Below are 15,955 nucleotides of genomic sequence, written 5' to 3'. Positions count from 1 at the left end.
CTGAATAACTTAGCTAACATAAAAAGTGAGAGACAAGACTGGTATTACAAAGTCTAGTCTCTCGCTTCTCGCTTCTAATGATCTTACCATGGGTTTTCTCTTAAAATTTATTCTTATTTCGATTGCCTTGTCTTGGATATTCTCCAAGCTTTTGAAATTCTTCGTGCGTACCAAAATCAAACAGTTTGCTTCACATGCAGATGAGTTAAGAAGAGAGGAGGAGCGTAGAAGAAGGCCAGAGCAAGGAGGAGTAAAAGTAGATCATATACCACCTACCTATCAGGAAAAAAGAAATCGTGATTTGAAGGGTGGGGATTATATTGATTACGAAGAGGTGAAGGATTGATTGACTAGTTTAGCTATCCACAGTTTAAAGTTTGATCCTTCTTTAGCCCCAATCAAAAAGTAATCACCCCCATCTTTGAGCTTAAATTTCTTTTTCAGTTCTTCTGCACCCATGCTGTAGTTTCTAGTGAGTACGTTGATTTTACCGCTAGGAACAAGTTCTTTCAATTGCTTTTTGGGATTGTTTAATTCGTGTAGTATTTCAAAAACTCTTCCGGGGATTTGATGAGGAATGCTGGTACTTGTGTACAGATGGGTGTTGCCTCCCAGTTTTTTAAGGGCATAACGAAGGGCAAATAACTGAAAGCCTCCTGCTTTAAGAATCGAACTTTGAGGTTCGATCAGGTACTTTTCAGCCGGCCCTACAGTTGCGAAGGATTCATGCTCTTCCTCAAAAGTAAAGTCAAACTTTCTCTGTCCATTTTCAAAACTGGGATGTAAACTCACACAAGAAATTTGAATGGAGTGTTGATCCGAGTTTTTTTCTCCAATCAATAAAATTTCCTTCACCTCATTTCTTACATCCACTACAATGACTTGTCGAATGTAAGGGAGCTCTTTAATTGCCTGCTTGATATCCAACATCGGCGAAGCTTTGATCATGACCTGCCTGCCTTTTTCAAACAAAAGTTCCCCATGATCCACAACATTAGGTTCACAGTCGGATAGTTTATAGAGCTTTTGATTGGCATTTCCCCTTCTAGCTGGGTCTACAAAAATCCAGTCAAAAGAGTTTGATTGAGATTGAAGCCAGTCCATACTATCGTCATTGATGCAATCAAAATGAGTAGGAGATAACTTCTCTAGGTTATGTTGGGTAATCTCAAAAAGCTCCTCATTTCGCTCACAATAGGTAGCTTTTAAAAAGTTTTTTCCAATGAAGTAAGAGTCAATCCCTAAGCCTCCTGTCAGGTCCACGAAGGTCTTTCCTTTGATCAAGGATGCTTTGAAATTGGCTGTTTCTTCGGAGGATGCCTGCTCCATCGAAAGGCTCACCGGAAAGAGCAAAGACTTATTGGTATACCAAGAAGGAATTTTGGATTTGGCCTTTTGTCGGGCTTGGATTTGTTGTACGGCAAATTTCAGATCAAAGTCAACCTTTCCCGAATAGCTTAAAAGCAAGTGTGCAGGATCCTCCATCAGGTGGTCCTGCACAAATGCTTGTATGTTGGCTATATGTTCTTGGCTGAAATCCAATTAAGCCATGCTATGGTCTACCAAGTATTTAGCAATCTGAACAGCGTTTGTGGCAGCACCTTTTCTCAAGTTGTCCGCTACAATCCACATATTGAGTGTATTTGGTTGCGATTCATCTCTTCTTAATCGACCTACAAACACTTCATCTTTCTTATGTGCCGTCAAAGGCATAGGGTAGACGTTGTTTGCAGGATCATCTTGTAGGATGACACCTGGAGTTTTTTTGAGGATTTCCTTTACCTCTTCCAGATCAAAGTCTTGGTGAAACTCAACATTCACAGATTCTGAGTGACCTCCCATGGTTGGGATACGTACAGTGGTAGCAGTCACTTGGATGCTGTCATCACCAAATATTTTTTTGGTTTCGTTGATCATTTTCATCTCCTCTTTAGTATATCCATTTGGCTGGAATACATCGATATGAGGCAATACATTGAGGTCAATCTTATGAGGGTACACCATTTCAGCAGGCTCACCTGCGCGCTCTGCCATCATTTGATCAACGGCAGCTTTGCCAGTTCCTGTGACGGACTGATAGGTAGATACTACGATTCTCTTCAGACCATAGCGCTCTTTCAAGAGGTTCAAAGCTACCACCATTTGGATAGTCGAACAATTAGGGTTGGCGATGATTCTGTCGTCTATCCGTAAGTCTTTAGCGTTGATTTCAGGGACAACCAATTTTTTGGAAGGGTCCATTCTCCAAGCTGAAGAATTATCGATTACAATAGTACCTGCGGCAGCAAATAGTGGTGCCCACTCCAGAGAAGTAGATCCGCCAGCTGAGAAAATGGCTATATCAGGCTTCTCAGAAACAGCCTGTTTGAGCCCCATGATCGTGTACTCTTTACCCTTGTAACTCATCTTTTTTCCGGCAGATCGCTCGGAAGCTACTAAGAGTAATTCATCAAATGGGAAGTTGTGCTCGTCCAGCACTTCGAGGATTTCTGAGCCTACCAATCCGGTAGCTCCTACAACGGCTAGTTTCATGATTTGAACTGATTTTTTTAATGAACCGCAAAGGTACGGGAAGAATTCCCAAAAAAAATATAGCCTTGGCTTTTAATTACATAAACGTAAAAATTACGGGATGATTTTTGAGATTTTTACAATTTTATCCGATTAAACGTTTATCAACCGTTTGTCAAGAATGGATTTTTTAGATTTCATTATGAAGCAAGTAGTATCTATGGTATGTCTGATTTTTTTGTGGCGACTCATTTTTGCCAACCCAGCTTCTTTTGCTGCACAATTTCAAGATTTTGAGAATGCCTTTCGGATCGTTTCAGCGCCGGAAGAGTTTTTGCCGCATTGGTCAGCCAATGAGGTTAGGGGCACAGCTGCACGCGTTTTTCAAGCCAATGGGCAGGGACGAAATGGCTCCCGTGCATTGGCTGTACAGCCGATTTCTGGATTTAATGGTCAGATTTTCATACGACTGGATTTAGCTACGTATGAGCTGCCTAAATTGGCATTCTTTGCCAGAACAGGAGTCAATGGCTCTGGCAATAGACCGGTGGAGGTCTTTATAGCTTTTTCCTTGGATGGGGGAGATTCTTTTGAGAATCGATTTCAGATTGGTACACCCCATACCTTTCCTAATGCACAAACATCTTTTCGTTTATTTGAGGTAGCTATTCCAGAAAAGTACCATGGAGAAGCAGAGGTGTTTGTACGGATAGAAGTAAATTTTGGAGTGGGAACAGGTTCGGCCGCTCGCTTTTTCATGGATGATTTTGGCGTTTATGAAATGGATGAAGAGGTCAATCCCCTTCAAGTCACTGGAGCTAGATTGTTAAATCCTTATCAACTTTTATTGGAGTTTGATCGATCCTTTATTCTTCCCGGGAGTAATCAAGTGAGACCGCAAGGTTGGTCTGTAATGGAGATGGTTCAACAGCGAGAGCGGTTTCTATTGTTGGAAATAGGGCAAGGTTTGGGGTTGGACAGGTATGCGCTTGAACTCGTTGATATGGAAGATACCGATGGATTGACCACTGGATTGACTCAAGTTGTGGTGGATAATAGTCAGACCTTTTTGGGTGATGTTTGGATTTTAAACGCTATGAGCCTTCGTTTGCTTTTTTCTAAGGCATTGGATCCCTCCTCTATTGTTCAAAGCAGTATTTTTTCCATCGCAGGTCAACAACCCATAGCTATAGATTTCTTGGAAAGTGGGCATGAGATTGACATTACCTTGTCCAACCCACTTTCAATAGGTGAATTGATTCCTATTCAAGTGGGCCCGTTTAGAGATGCGACGGGAACGGAGACAGCCTCTTCCCAGCTTTCGGTGTTATATCAACCAAGTATTGTGGATCTGCTGGTGATAGATGATACGACTGTAGAACTCTATTCCAATGAAGCACTCGCAAGCTTTGCGCAAGATTTTTCTTTTCGGGAATATGAGACGCTCATCAAGCATTCCATTTCATCGGATGGAAAAACAGTTCGCTTGGAGTTGGATACTTCCATGGAAGAATTTTTGGTATATGAGCTTCAGGTGCCTTTTGCATTTACAAAGGAATCCGTGCCTATTCCTGGATTTTCTATGGATGTGATTTTTGATCGAACAGCACCTGAGGTAGCTTCTGTATTGGCGCTTTCGAGTAACCGGCTGTTGGTGATTTTTTCGGAGCCAATCGATCGGGCGTTTGCTATGGGTTTGGAACAGTTTCAGGTGAATATGCGCCTTCCTTCACGTATAGAATTTACCAATCAGCCCAACGAATTGATTTTGGAATATGCTACAGCGTTCCAAGTTGATGAATCCTATTCCTTGCGGTACATCGGAATTATAGATCTTTTTGGAAATGTACAAGAAGAAGGAGTTTTTGATTTCGTTTTTCGGGAGCAAAAGGCCTTGGCATTTAAAGATATCATCATCAACGAGCTCATGCCGGCTCCACGAGCAGGAAATGTCCTTCCGAATGTAGAATATGTAGAATTGTATAATCGAACGGATGAGTTGTTGGCCTTGGAAGGGCTACAGTGGGCCAATTCCAGAAGGGTGACACAAATACCTGCATTTGTACTTCCTCCTAAATCATACATCTTATTGACACCTCGGAATCAGGTACATCAGTTTGAATCATTCGGTTCTGTCGTAGGTTTGACGGGTTGGCCTGCCCTGCTCAACTCAGCAGATCAAGTACGGCTGATGGATGCCCATGGAAGGGTATTAGATAGTCTCTCGTACACCACTGCCAACTTTGGGGGGAGTGCCTTTGCTTCTGGTGGGTACAGTTTGGAAATAGCCAATCCTGATATTTTGTGTGACTTACCCAGCAATCTCCGGTCTTCTTCATCTCCCAATCGCGGGACTCCAGGAAAAATCAACGCTATCTTTAATCCTAATCCAGACCGTACACCTTTTACATTGGATCGCGCCACTGTGCTGGATTCAACACGGATTCTCTTATCATTTTCAAAAATCTTAGGGGATCTCAGCCAAATGAAGCTTCAATTTTCACCTGCATTGGAAATAGCTGAGATTTCATTTGGAGAAAATCGAACGCTTGTAATGCTCCGATTGAGTCAGCCCATTGAACGAGGCAAGCGTTACAAGCTTTCTGTTGATCGTTTATGGGATTGTACAGGAAGGGAGCTTGATGAAAGCAGGAATGCGACCTTTGTAATTTGGCCATTTGATCCTGGCATAGATGAAATTGTCATTAATGAGCTGCTTGCCAATCCTCGTACTGGAACCCCTAGGTTTGTTGAGATTTATAATTCCAGCGATAAATACCTGAATCTGCAGGATTGGAAGCTTGCGAATGTAAATTCATCAGGAGAAGTAGCCAATCGAAGGATTCTCTTCACGGAGCCTTATGTAATTGAGCCCTATGGATTTTTGGTGTTTACGACAGACGCACTTCAATTAAAACAAGAATACCCAAAAGGGGAGGAGGTAAGATTTGTGGAAGTTTCCTCTCTACCAAGCTATCCGATTGCTGGAGGAACGGTTGTATTATTGAATGGTGATGAATCTATTTCAGAGTTTTTTACCTACCATGACCGTATGCATCATCGCTTGTTGAGGGATTCAAGAGGGGTGTCCCTTGAGCGATTGACTGCAGAAGTTTCGAGCCAAGATCCTGCTAATTGGACATCTGCTTCTAGTTCTATGGGATTTGCGACACCGGGGTTTAGGAATTCACAGAGTTTCGTCTTTGGAAACGATGCTGCCAGTATTCGGATTTATCCCGAAATTTTTGTTCCTGAAGCCCCGGGAGAACAAGGGTTTTGCACGATCAGCTATCAATTGGAGCAATCAGGAATGGTTGGCAGTATTCAAATCTATGGAACTGATGGGCGAAGAGTAAAAGAAATTTGCCAAAATGCTATCTGGGGGCACCAAGGTTTCTATGTGTGGGAAGGTGTGGATGATGCTGGGAGAAAAGTTAGACCCGGTTATTACATTGTGTTTGTTGAAATCTTTGATTTGAATGGTACTATCAAACACATAAAAAAAACTGTAGCTGTTGGTACAAGATTTTGATTTTGTGTATCTTAAATTGAATTTCTTCGTATATTTATTGCAATGTCTCCCACAAAACCTCATAACCATGAAAAAAGACCTCATCAGCCAAGTCCTTAAGAAATATTTCATTGAGAAAGGTAAGAATCTCGCGACCATTCACAGATATTTGAGAATCAAGTATCGCTTGTATGTGGATGAGAAATTGCTTGAGAAACGATTGAACAACCTTTCATTAAATTAAAAAAGACCGCACTATGCGGTTTTTTATTTTTTAATTCAATAGCTCCTCTTATTTTAGGGGAATTTTCCGATAAGGGAGGAATTATTGACCACATTAAACTAATCAAGCGTATGAGTCAGGAATCAAAAACAGCGTATTCTCCAGAAGAATTGAAAGAGTTTGAAGAAATTATTTTGAATAAATTGGCCATTGCCAAGGAAGAACTCACCAATTTGAAAGAAACGTTAAGTAAGAAAAACGATAGTGGTACTGACTTTACTGCTTCCACATCCAAGCTGTTGGAAGATGGTGCGGATACCTTAGAGCGTGAAAGTTTAAATCAGCTTGCAGCAAGACAGCAGAAATTTATTATCAACTTAGAAAATGCCTTGATTCGTATTAAAAACGGTACCTACGGCGTATGTATCGATACGGGTAAATTGATTGCCAAGGAGCGATTGAAAGCTGTCCCTCATACCATGCATTCCATAGAAGCTAAATTGGCCAAAAAGTAATTGGACTTTTTGCACAAACATATTGAAGCTTTGATTTTTTGCTCGCCATCTCCGTTAGGTAAGGAGGAAATCCAACGTTGCCTGACGGAGATGTTTGAGTCTGATGTGCCTTTGGAGCATGTTACCGAAGCCATCGACCAATTAAAGGAAAAGTATGTGTCGGATGATTTTTCCTTTTCTCTTGAAAATATTGCGGGGGGATTTCAGTTTTTGACCAAACCAGCTTATCAGACAAGCATCAGTATACTGCTCAAGCAGCAATCACAAAAAAGGCTATCCACAGCACAGCTGGAGACGTTGTCCATTATCGCTTACAAGCAGCCTGTGACCAAAACAGAGGTGGAACAAATACGAGGAGTGAACTGTGATTATTCCATTCAAAAGCTACTAGAGAAGGAATTGATTGCCATCAAAGGAAAAGCTGATAGTATTGGTAAGCCGCTGTTGTATGGAACGAGTGAAAAATTTAAAGAATACTTTGGTATCAATTCTATTCAAGACCTTCCACAACCGAAGGATTTTTCAGAGGAGGAAAATCAAATTGGAAACCAAAAAGAGTAAGCAACCAAGTTTTTTATTCCATAGGCAAAACCTCTGCTCTACCAGAAATTAAATACCTTGACCCACTTGGGACTTCTTCGCAGAGCACTCTAGTTCTCAAGGTTTCCTTTTTCACAAAGGTTCGTTGCTGAAGGATGAATTGTTCTCCAACCTTCAAATCCATCAAAAAAATCAAGGATTCATCTCGGTTGCTGTCAAAAGCCCTGACCGCCTTCATCAATTGATGGTCTGAACCTGTGCTGGCTTTGGGGTTTCGCATGTATTTTCCTAAGGGTAGGAGGATGTCTATTGGGAACACCTCACTTGTGAATACCGGAAACATTAAATCACGAAACTTTGCTTTCCATTCAGCCCCATGTGGTTTTACATCGGCTCCATAGGTTTCATAGGTATGAAGATGGGCTACCTCATGAAGGAAGGTTATTAAAAATTGATAGGGGTTCAGATTATGATTAATCGTGATGGTCTGTATGCTTCGATTTCTGTAATAACGGAAATCCCCAAGTTTGGTAGCCCTCTCCTTGGTGATCTTGAAGGTGAAGGGTTTTTCTTTCCATAAATTAAAGCAATGATCAACTGCCTTCTCGGGAAGGTACTTTTGAAAAGCGGTCCGGAATTTATCGTCTGTACTCACAAAACAAAAATAAAAAAAGTCCGACAATATTTGCCGGACTTTCATTTGAAGTTCAGTTAAAATTAACCTTCAACTTCTTCAGTAGCTTCTTCGATAGTTTCTTCAACTTCTTCAGTAATCTCTTCGATAACTTCTTCAGTCTCTTCGATGATCACTTCGATCTCTTCAGAAGCTTCTTCAGTTTTGTTTCCGCAAGCAGCAGTGAATAACATTCCAGCTACAGCGAACATTGCAAATACCTTTTTCATGATGTTTGGTTTGTTTCTATTTTGAGCACGCAAAGGTACGACCATTCATGTAAAAGTCAATAGCAAGTGGAATATTTTTTACTTTTTCTTATAAGTAATTTTTATAGGAACTCCCTCAAAATCAAAGTTTTCACGAAGTCTGTTCTCCAAAAACCGTGTGTATGGGTCTTTGATATACTGCGGAAGGTTGCAAAAGAACGCAAAAACAGGGTTTTTGGTTGGCAATTGGGTGATATATTTTATTTTGATGTATTTTCCCTTGAGTGCTGGTGGAGGATACTTTTCGATTTCCGGAAGTAACAAATCATTGAGCTTGGAGGTGGAAATTCTTCGTGTTTTGTTATCGAAGACTTTTACTGCCAATTCAATTGCTTGGAAAATTCGCTGCTTTTCTTCCACGGAAGTGAAAATGATAGGAATCCATCGGTTTTCTCCAAGCTTCTCCATCATCTCTTTTTTGATTTTTTCCATGGTCTTGTGGTCTTTTTCAATTAAATCCCACTTATTTACCATGATCATCACTCCCTTATTGTTTTTGATTCCCAAGCTGATCAGGTTGATATCCTGAGCTTCCAAGCCTCTTGAAGCATCTACCATTACAATGATTACATCAGAATCCTCCAATGTGCGCAAAGAACGCATCACTGAGTAAAACTCGATGTCTTCTTTTACTTTGGCTTTTTTACGGATACCTGCTGTATCGGTAATGATGAAATCCTTGCCGAATAATTTGTAGCGGGTATGGATTGCGTCCCGGGTTGTACCAGCCTCATCGGTTACAATGGAGCGCTCTTTTCCTAAAAGTGCATTCAGGAAAGATGATTTTCCAACATTTGGTCTACCTAGAATAGCGATTTTAGGAATGCCTTCATCTGGATTTTCATCACCTTGATCAGGGAAATGTGTAATCACCTCGTCTAACAAATCACCTGTTCCGCTTCCGCTTACTGCGGCAATTGGGAAGATTTCATGATCTGTCAACCCTAAGGAATAAAACTCAGCCGCCATCAGCGCTTTTTCAGCAGAATCGGCTTTATTAGCAACAATGTAAATTGGCTTGTTGCTTGTGCGTAATACATTGGCAAATTCTTTGTCTAGGTCAGTCAATCCGTCATGACAATCCACCACGAAAAGGATTACATTTGCCTCTTCAAGGGCTAGCTTAACTTGTTTACGTATTTCTGCTTCGAATACATCATCGGAACCAGTGACATATCCACCGGTGTCGATGACGGAGAAGAATTTTCCTCCCCATTGCGCATGTCCGTAATGTCTATCGCGGGTGACACCGCTGACATTGTCTTCAATTGCTTTGCGCTCTTCTACTAATCTATTGAAAAAGGTAGATTTTCCCACATTGGGTCTACCGACGATTGCTACTATATTAGCCATGTGATGCTGTATTTTTTATTGGTCGTAACCAAATCTTCTTAATTTGTTTTTGTCTTTTCTCCAGTTTTCGGCCACTTTGACGAAGGTCTCCAAGAAAATTTTCTTTCCAAAGAATTTCTCCATGTCTTCGCGTGCTTGTGTGCCGACCTTTTTGAGTGCCTTGCCGCCTTCTCCGATGATGATTCCTTTTTGGCTATTTCTCTCGATGTAAATGACGGCCCTGATACGGATGATGTTTTCCTCTTCGTAGAAATCTTCTATCGCTACCTCTGTAGAATAGGGGATTTCTTTTTTGTAGTTGAGGAAGATTTTTTCACGGACAATTTCTGAGGCAAAAAAGCGCTCTGGTTTGTCTGTCAATTCATCTTTGTCATAAAAGGGTGGATGAACAGGCATTCTGTCCAAAATCTCTTGAAGGATGCGTTCGGTATTGAAACTTTCGGAGGCAGAAATGGGGATAACTGTTTCTGCTTTGATTCTTTGCGTCCAATAGGCGGTTACCTCTTCCAGTTGATTTTCTTTAGACAAATCAATTTTATTGATTACGAGAAGTACAGGAACACCTGAATGGTTGATCTTTTCAATTACGTCTTCTATTTCTTCGTCTGTTTCGAATAGATCGGTTACGAAAAGAATCACATCTGCATCTTCCAGGGACATGTTGACAAAACTCATCATATTTTTGTGCAGCTCGTATTTTGGTTTGAGCATGCCCGGTGTATCGGAAAATACAATTTGATAGTTGTCGTCATTCATGATGCCCATTATCCGGTGACGGGTGGTTTGGGCCTTGGAAGAGATGATCGAAAGTCTTTCACCTACCAGCACGTTCATGAGCGTAGATTTGCCAACATTGGGTTTACCCACGATGTTTACAAATCCGGCTTTGTGTGTGTGTTCGGTCATGACTACAGTTTTTTGTACAAAGGTAGCTGAAATTTTTCGTCAGGACATCCTTATTTTGAAATAAACCAAAGAAAGTTTGGATGTTAACGTTTGATAGCCTGATTGATGTGGGTCTTTCCAGGGGGGTAATGGTTTTTAAAATAGATTTTCAAGGTGGAATGCTTGAGGGATATTTTTCTACCAAAAAATCTCCTGGTCAAGTTTATAAGTCTAATTTTTCGCATTTTCCTTCTTGAAGAGTGCGAAATCATTCAATAACCTTCAAAGTAAAGTGGAAAAAACAGACAAAATAGGGGGACAAAATCATTTGAATTTATTTGATTCAAATTAAGTCCAAATTATTCTAAATCGCTGAAAAAAAACTCCGAACAATTTTGAAATTGTCCGGAGTAACCAAGTAGATTGAAAAGGGCTCGAACCTGTGTCCGCCGAGGCGGTTATGAGCCCGAGGATCTATATAGTGTTGAGTAAATTTTTTAAAAACTGTCTTCCTTTTCCAGATTTCAGTTCTTATTCTCTAATCATTGCTTGGGTTTTGGTTTCAAATTTTTCAGTATGAAATAAAAGCCAAGGCCTGTACTTGATCGTCCACCCTTTCTTTCCTAGTTCATTATGAGAAAGTAGTCTTTGCTCTAGATTAGAGGTGAACCCAACGTAAATCTTATTAAAATTTGGGCTGAAAAGTGCATAAACTGTAAACATTGGGTTAAGAGTTAGTTTTCAAAAAAAGATACCATTTCCAGTATTCTTCGTATAAATGTGAACAAACCTTGAAATTGTGTCCGCCTTAGCTGAGAATAGTCCGACGGGCTGGATACTTGAAACAAAAAAACCGGTCAAAATTGACCGGTCTTCGTAGTAGCGGGAACAGGGCTAAATACCTCATTTTTAAACCTAATTTCAATTAATTTAAATGTATTGTAATTCAAGTATTTAAGATATTTACTAATTAAATAAGGATAGAATAGGTAAGATTGAATTAAATAAAAAAGCCTACTGTATAGCCTACTGATTTTTATTTACCTATCTTTAGGTATCCAATTAAAAGTAGTAACAATGGCAAAATTTAACTTTTATCTAAAAGATAAATCTGCAGAAAAAGAAACCCCTATCCATTTATACATTAGGTATGAGGGCAAAAGACTTGTTTATTCAACTGGAAAATTAATCCACCCCAAATTCTGGAATGAAGAAACCCAGCAAGCAAGACAGGTTAAAGACTTTCCAACTGCAAAGATTTTCAACAGTAACTTGAAATTTATTCAGGATACAGCTTTTAAAACTTATGAGGACTTGACCTTTCGATTAGAAAGAAAGCCTTCGCCAAAAGAGATAAAAGCAGAACTTGACAGGGAATTAAAAGACATCCAAAAAAATAATTCCACAGATAGCGAAAATAAGCCCACATTCATGGGTTTATTCAAAAGGTTTATCCAAGATTCCGAACAAGGAATAAGGCTAACAGCAAGCGGGAAAAGGTTTGATAAAAGGTCTATCCAAAAATACAATACAGTTTTTGACAAGTTGGAACAGTTTGAGAAAAGGTATCATTTGGCATTTGAAACCATTGACCAAAATTTTTACACCAAGTTTGTTAATTACCTGAATAAGGAAAAGTATTCCCTAAACAATGTTGGAAAGTATATACAGGTAATCAAAACCTTTTTGACTTATGCCACAGAAAATGGATACAATACTAACATGTTCTTTCAGTCAAAGCAGTTCAAAGCCCACAAAGTAGCGGGATTTTCCATTTATCTGAATGAAAATGAAGTGAATGACCTTTACGAAAAGGATTTAAGCAGTACACCCCATTTGGAGCGGGTTAGAGACCTTTTTATAGTAGGATGCTGGACAGGATTAAGATTTTCGGATTTTACCAATATACAGCCCAAAAACATTGAAGGGGATTTTTTGAAAATCACCACCTACAAAACAGGTGAAAAGGTAATTATCCCCATCCACAGGACTGTTAAGGAAATAATGGACAAATACAAAGGTAAGTATCCAAACAGTTTGCCCCCTGCCATAGCAAACCAAAAAATGAACGCCTATTTAAAGGACATTGCTAAAGAGGTGGACAGCTTAAAAACAGGGGTGGAGGTTGAAGGAATAAAGGGAGGATTGAAAGTGAATACCATAAAGCAGAAATGGGAACTTGTCACCACCCATACCGCCCGCCGTTCCTTTGCCACCAACGTTTATAAAAGCGGTTTTCCCGCAATCAGTTTGATGAAAATCACAGGCCATAAGACTGAAAAGGCATTTTTACTGTACATCAAAGTTACCCCTGAGGAAAATGCCCAAAAGCTTTTGGAACACTGGAATAAATCAGTTTTAAAAGTAAGTTGATATGGAAAAACAAAGGTCTAAAAAATATGTGGTCATAAAAAGGAATCCAGATATTGTCGAAGGAATAGAAGCCTTTGCTGAAAGGATAACAGAATTAATAAATTCGCAACATCAGAAGGAGTTTAAAAAGACTGTCAAGTCTTTAAAACATATTTTTGAAAGTAAAAAATTGGTGGTGCCTAATGACTGGAAAGAAGTTTTTTCTAAGTGGTTTGCTGAAAATTATGAGCAAGAATATTCTAATCTCTCATGGCATGAACTGCAAGAAAAAATAGCTGACAGAAAAATAATTTTAGAATGGGCAGAAGTTTACACAAAAGAATTAATTCTTTCCGTTTCACAAAAAGCTTTTTCTGAAAAAATAAATGAAATGCCAGCAGCCATTCGCTTTGAATTAATAACATTACTTTTTACTGAAAATAGTGAATTTGTAGCGCTTCATGAAAACCAAAAAGAAAGACTTTTAGGATATATTTTAGGGGTTAATCCAAGAACTGCAAAAGGAATAAAGAATGGAGAGCCAAAGTATTATAAGGCTGAACATCAAAAACGAGCTAAAGAATTGTTAGATAAAATAAAAAAGGGGGATATTCTTTAATCCCCTATGGTTATCCCCCTACCACCTTTGAATCAAATCAAATTCAAAGGTTATGCAAAACGTAATTCTAAGTACCTACACCCCTGAAGAACTGACAGGGATGATTAACAATGCAATCAAGGAGGCAGTCAAAGACATTAAGCCCCAAGAATCAGCCCCTACAAGCGAAAAGCTTCTAACCAGGAAAGAAACAGCAGATAAGCTGAAAATATCACTTGTTACGCTGAATGACTGGACAAAAAGAGGCTTGATTCAATCTTACATTATTGGCGGTAGAGTTCTCTACAAAGAAAAGGAAATTGAAGCTTCACTAAACAAAACTCAAACAGTAAAATATTAATCCGATGGTCATAAAAAAACAAAAGGCCTCAATCGGATTAAATCCTATTGAAGCCATTTCCGCTAAAGGTATCCAATCAAAAGCAGTAATCAAATATACTTGCTTTGGGCTTAAAAACATAATTGAAGATAAAGTCAAATCAGAGTTATTTTCAATATTAAAGTCAGAATTTAGAACTTCAAGCTTTGACTATTTTAATCAACATTTCTACATTATTATAAAAGGAGGTAGCCATGATTGATACACTTCATATTTGGTTGCCCTCTGAGAAAATTGGCAAAATTGATATAAACATCTTTAGCCAAAATCTACAAGGGATAGAGGAAATTAGGTCAGAGTTTGGAGAATATAAGTTAAGAGGCAGGCTTAAAAATCTTAATGTTTTACTAACTCAAACAGGTATCAGCATAAAAGGGAGTTTGCCAAAATTTTATCAAGGCAATAATTTGAAAGACCTCACCATAGAGGAAATTAAATTAGCCCTGCAAAAAATCGAAAATGACCTTTCTATTAGCCTATACAAAGCAAAAATAACTAGAATTGACATTGGATTTAACCTAGCTATGAAATATGAACCAAAGTTTTATTTTACTGGATTAGGAGAAAAAAGTCAAATGCATAGAAGTATGATAAATAGCACATCATTGTACTATACTAATACAATTAAGACTTTGAATCTATATGATAAGAATAAAGAGTTCTATAAGACCTCTAGAATTCCCAGTAGTTTTAATCTACAAAAAAACCTACTGAGATATGAGTTAAGGCTTAATAAGAAAATAGGAAGTTTTTTTGGAAGAAAAGAAATTTTAGTTTCTGATCTTACAAAGAAGGAGTTTTATAAAGAACTAGTTTCTATTTGGGCTAAGAACTATTTTCAGATTAAGAAAAATAACTTAGTCGAATTTAAACCTAGTCTAATTTCAGCGATAAAGGACTATGTTGATTACCTTACTTTCATTGGTATTGATGAAATAAGGGGGAAAATTCCAAGAGATATTCAATTACTTAAGTCAATAAATGCATTTAGTAATAAGGAATACTATTCCAGATTATTGGCAAGACTAAAGGAGATTGAATTAAATGAAAAACTATCCCAAGAATCTGAATTTAATAAAGAGTTAGATTCTAAGATTCTAGAGATTTTAAAGAAATGGATAGTTGATTAAGGAAAAAACTCATTGTAACTATTTCCTAGGTTTTAAAAAAACCGAAATTAATAAGCCTAGCCCTGCAATAATATCTACCAAATTCCACATTTGCCGACCAAGGGCAATTTTAAGAAATGGTTGGAAAAGCAGGGCTAGGCCTATGTAAACTATCATTGCTATCTGATTATCTTTTTTGTTTGCATGATAGGCTAGGATTGAAAACCCAAAAAATGCTAAAAACCTTACCAATTGATAGTAACCGTATGGCATTTGGAAAAGGCAAGAGAAAAAAAGTATAGCTAGTGAGATTTTAATAGGGATGATTATTTTTTCCATATCAGGCTTAAATTTCAAATCTTAATTCTAAGATAGAAAATTAAATTTAGTATGTATTAGTTGTATTTCTTGGAAAAATTCAAAAATCCCATTATTTTAAGTTAGCCTTGGATGCAATTGAGACATTAGCAATTGTTTCAAATCTTCATATTACATATATATCAATTATGGGAAGGATTAAATTAAGACATCTTGAATCAGGGATTAGATTTTTCCTAACCCAATACAATAATGAAATTACATCTGGTGAAAAGGTGGTTTTGATTACAATAATAAGGTTAATTGAAGAAAAAGAAGTAGTGACAAAGAAAGAAATTTGCGAAGCCAATAGAATCAAAGACAATACAACTTATGCTATAATTCGTTCTTTGGAAAGTAAAGGTTATGTCAGTTCCAAAAGAAGCAATAAGCATTATTCAAAATCATTTTTGTCACTATCTTTTAAAGGACAATTTTTTTCAGTCCTACTAAAAGATTTCATAAACTCAAATTGATTAAATTGGACATTCCCAAATCAAGGTTAAAATAGGTTATTTAAAATTACTGTCATCCGACTAAATTAAGATTTTCTTCATAATTGGTCTAGTTTTACAATTTAGGGGGGTGTTTTTGAATTTTGAAAAACACCCCCCTTGCCAATTTCAAACAGGTCAAGTTGTACTATTTCTAGATCCCTG

Annotated in this window: 19 protein-coding genes; 11 read left to right on the top strand and 8 right to left on the bottom strand. The window is 38.2% G+C overall.

All coding sequences use genetic code 11. From position 1 onward, the window contains the following. Positions 1-88: 88 nt before the first annotated feature. Positions 89-346, top strand: coding sequence for a DUF4834 domain-containing protein (locus ACXIUD_RS11955; RefSeq protein ID WP_458052877.1), 258 nt, complete (start codon positions 89-91; stop codon positions 344-346). On the opposite strand, the gene ACXIUD_RS11950 is transcribed toward ACXIUD_RS11955, so the two are convergent. Both ACXIUD_RS11950 and ACXIUD_RS11945 read right to left on the bottom strand, forming a co-directional pair. Beyond that, entirely contained in the window at positions 325-1,542 is a 1,218-nt protein-coding gene (locus ACXIUD_RS11950; protein ID WP_458052876.1) for a THUMP-like domain-containing protein, read from the bottom strand. The two genes, ACXIUD_RS11955 and ACXIUD_RS11950, sit on opposite strands and share 22 nt — an antisense overlap. Continuing rightward, complete coding sequence (locus ACXIUD_RS11945) at positions 1,543-2,532, bottom strand: aspartate-semialdehyde dehydrogenase (protein ID WP_458052875.1); 990 nt, start codon at positions 2,530-2,532, stop codon at positions 1,543-1,545. It lies immediately after the preceding gene. A 160-nt stretch (positions 2,533-2,692) separates the two neighbouring features. Between ACXIUD_RS11945 and ACXIUD_RS11940 the strand changes: the two genes are divergently transcribed. The 4 genes from ACXIUD_RS11940 (at position 2,693) to scpB (ending at position 7,321) form a co-directional block, all read left to right on the top strand. Beyond that, positions 2,693-6,043, top strand: a complete 3,351-nt coding sequence (locus ACXIUD_RS11940) for a lamin tail domain-containing protein (protein ID WP_458052874.1) — start codon at positions 2,693-2,695, stop codon at positions 6,041-6,043. Positions 6,044-6,110: 67 nt separating this feature from the next. Next, positions 6,111-6,266 (top strand): hypothetical protein, encoded by a 156-nt coding sequence (locus ACXIUD_RS11935; RefSeq protein WP_458052873.1) that lies wholly within the window; start codon positions 6,111-6,113, stop codon positions 6,264-6,266. A 110-nt stretch (positions 6,267-6,376) separates the two neighbouring features. Continuing rightward, positions 6,377-6,760 (top strand): TraR/DksA family transcriptional regulator, encoded by a 384-nt coding sequence (locus tag ACXIUD_RS11930; protein ID WP_458052872.1) that lies wholly within the window; start codon positions 6,377-6,379, stop codon positions 6,758-6,760. Beyond that, positions 6,761-7,321, top strand: a complete 561-nt coding sequence (scpB, locus tag ACXIUD_RS11925; RefSeq protein ID WP_458052871.1) for an SMC-Scp complex subunit ScpB — start codon at positions 6,761-6,763, stop codon at positions 7,319-7,321. Positions 7,322-7,334: 13 nt separating this feature from the next. Here scpB and ACXIUD_RS11920 read toward each other — a convergent pair whose 3' ends face one another. The 5 genes from ACXIUD_RS11920 to ACXIUD_RS11900 all read right to left on the bottom strand — a co-directional run bounded on the left by ACXIUD_RS11920 (position 7,335) and on the right by ACXIUD_RS11900 (position 11,203). Continuing rightward, positions 7,335-8,000: a SprT-like domain-containing protein gene (locus tag ACXIUD_RS11920; RefSeq protein WP_458052870.1), complete on the bottom strand. Its 666-nt coding sequence runs from the start codon at positions 7,998-8,000 to the stop codon at positions 7,335-7,337. Between the two features lie 17 nt (positions 8,001-8,017). Further along, positions 8,018-8,203 carry a hypothetical protein gene (locus ACXIUD_RS11915; protein WP_458052869.1) on the bottom strand — a complete coding sequence of 62 codons (186 nt, stop codon included), beginning with the start codon at positions 8,201-8,203 and terminating at the stop codon, positions 8,018-8,020. Positions 8,204-8,281: 78 nt separating this feature from the next. After that, the gene (der, locus tag ACXIUD_RS11910) at positions 8,282-9,595 is read right to left on the bottom strand and encodes a ribosome biogenesis GTPase Der (RefSeq protein WP_458052868.1); all 1,314 of its coding nucleotides are present in this window, start codon (positions 9,593-9,595) and stop codon (positions 8,282-8,284) included. 15 nt (positions 9,596-9,610) lie between these two features. Next, positions 9,611-10,501, bottom strand: coding sequence for a GTPase Era (gene era / locus ACXIUD_RS11905; protein ID WP_458052867.1), 891 nt, complete (start codon positions 10,499-10,501; stop codon positions 9,611-9,613). A 510-nt stretch (positions 10,502-11,011) separates the two neighbouring features. Further along, entirely contained in the window at positions 11,012-11,203 is a 192-nt protein-coding gene (locus ACXIUD_RS11900) for a GIY-YIG nuclease family protein (protein ID WP_458052866.1), read from the bottom strand. A gap of 354 nt (positions 11,204-11,557) precedes the next feature. On the opposite strand from ACXIUD_RS11900, the gene ACXIUD_RS11895 reads away from it, so the two are divergent. Genes ACXIUD_RS11895 through ACXIUD_RS11875 form a run of 5 tightly spaced genes read left to right on the top strand, consistent with a single transcriptional unit; the run spans position 11,558 to position 14,960 of the window. After that, complete coding sequence (locus tag ACXIUD_RS11895) at positions 11,558-12,853, top strand: phage integrase SAM-like domain-containing protein (protein ID WP_458052865.1); 1,296 nt, start codon at positions 11,558-11,560, stop codon at positions 12,851-12,853. 1 nt (position 12,854) lies between these two features. After that, positions 12,855-13,451, top strand: a complete 597-nt coding sequence (locus tag ACXIUD_RS11890) for a hypothetical protein (RefSeq protein ID WP_458052864.1) — start codon at positions 12,855-12,857, stop codon at positions 13,449-13,451. Positions 13,452-13,503: 52 nt separating this feature from the next. Beyond that, the gene (locus ACXIUD_RS11885) at positions 13,504-13,791 is read left to right on the top strand and encodes a helix-turn-helix domain-containing protein (protein ID WP_458052863.1); all 288 of its coding nucleotides are present in this window, start codon (positions 13,504-13,506) and stop codon (positions 13,789-13,791) included. Positions 13,792-13,795: 4 nt separating this feature from the next. Continuing rightward, positions 13,796-14,032 (top strand): hypothetical protein, encoded by a 237-nt coding sequence (locus ACXIUD_RS11880; RefSeq protein ID WP_458052862.1) that lies wholly within the window; start codon positions 13,796-13,798, stop codon positions 14,030-14,032. Next, a complete protein-coding gene (locus tag ACXIUD_RS11875) occupies positions 14,025-14,960 on the top strand; it encodes a phage/plasmid replication domain-containing protein (protein WP_458052861.1) in 936 nt (311 codons plus the stop codon). Before ACXIUD_RS11880 ends, ACXIUD_RS11875 begins: the two co-directional genes overlap by 8 nt. Positions 14,961-14,978: 18 nt before the next feature. Here the strand turns inward: ACXIUD_RS11875 and ACXIUD_RS11870 are convergent, their stop codons facing one another. After that, the gene (locus tag ACXIUD_RS11870; RefSeq protein ID WP_458052860.1) at positions 14,979-15,278 is read right to left on the bottom strand and encodes a DUF6804 family protein; all 300 of its coding nucleotides are present in this window, start codon (positions 15,276-15,278) and stop codon (positions 14,979-14,981) included. Between the two features lie 107 nt (positions 15,279-15,385). Here ACXIUD_RS11870 and ACXIUD_RS11865 point away from each other — a divergent pair, with 107 nt between their 5' ends. Continuing rightward, positions 15,386-15,772, top strand: a complete 387-nt coding sequence (locus tag ACXIUD_RS11865; RefSeq protein WP_458052859.1) for a MarR family transcriptional regulator — start codon at positions 15,386-15,388, stop codon at positions 15,770-15,772. Positions 15,773-15,955: the final 183 nt, after the last annotated feature.

This window comes from Mongoliitalea sp., from assembly GCF_054166905.1.
This window is presented reverse-complemented; position numbering and strand designations above follow the sequence as displayed.

Coding starts and splice junctions, on each gene's coding strand:
- ACXIUD_RS11955 (WP_458052877.1), top strand. CDS start 89: ATGGGTTTTCTCTTAAAATTTATTCTTATTTCGATTGCCTTGTCTTGG.
- ACXIUD_RS11930 (WP_458052872.1), top strand. CDS start 6,377: ATGAGTCAGGAATCAAAAACAGCGTATTCTCCAGAAGAATTGAAAGAG.
- ACXIUD_RS11875 (WP_458052861.1), top strand. CDS start 14,025: ATGATTGATACACTTCATATTTGGTTGCCCTCTGAGAAAATTGGCAAA.
- der (WP_458052868.1), bottom strand. CDS start 9,595: ATGGCTAATATAGTAGCAATCGTCGGTAGACCCAATGTGGGAAAATCT.
- ACXIUD_RS11940 (WP_458052874.1), top strand. CDS start 2,693: ATGGATTTTTTAGATTTCATTATGAAGCAAGTAGTATCTATGGTATGT.
- ACXIUD_RS11900 (WP_458052866.1), bottom strand. CDS start 11,203: ATGTTTACAGTTTATGCACTTTTCAGCCCAAATTTTAATAAGATTTAC.
- ACXIUD_RS11895 (WP_458052865.1), top strand. CDS start 11,558: ATGGCAAAATTTAACTTTTATCTAAAAGATAAATCTGCAGAAAAAGAA.
- ACXIUD_RS11915 (WP_458052869.1), bottom strand. CDS start 8,203: ATGAAAAAGGTATTTGCAATGTTCGCTGTAGCTGGAATGTTATTCACT.
- ACXIUD_RS11935 (WP_458052873.1), top strand. CDS start 6,111: ATGAAAAAAGACCTCATCAGCCAAGTCCTTAAGAAATATTTCATTGAG.
- ACXIUD_RS11945 (WP_458052875.1), bottom strand. CDS start 2,532: ATGAAACTAGCCGTTGTAGGAGCTACCGGATTGGTAGGCTCAGAAATC.
- era (WP_458052867.1), bottom strand. CDS start 10,501: ATGACCGAACACACACACAAAGCCGGATTTGTAAACATCGTGGGTAAA.
- ACXIUD_RS11880 (WP_458052862.1), top strand. CDS start 13,796: ATGGTCATAAAAAAACAAAAGGCCTCAATCGGATTAAATCCTATTGAA.
- ACXIUD_RS11890 (WP_458052864.1), top strand. CDS start 12,855: ATGGAAAAACAAAGGTCTAAAAAATATGTGGTCATAAAAAGGAATCCA.
- ACXIUD_RS11870 (WP_458052860.1), bottom strand. CDS start 15,278: ATGGAAAAAATAATCATCCCTATTAAAATCTCACTAGCTATACTTTTT.
- ACXIUD_RS11920 (WP_458052870.1), bottom strand. CDS start 8,000: ATGAAAGTCCGGCAAATATTGTCGGACTTTTTTTATTTTTGTTTTGTG.
- ACXIUD_RS11885 (WP_458052863.1), top strand. CDS start 13,504: ATGCAAAACGTAATTCTAAGTACCTACACCCCTGAAGAACTGACAGGG.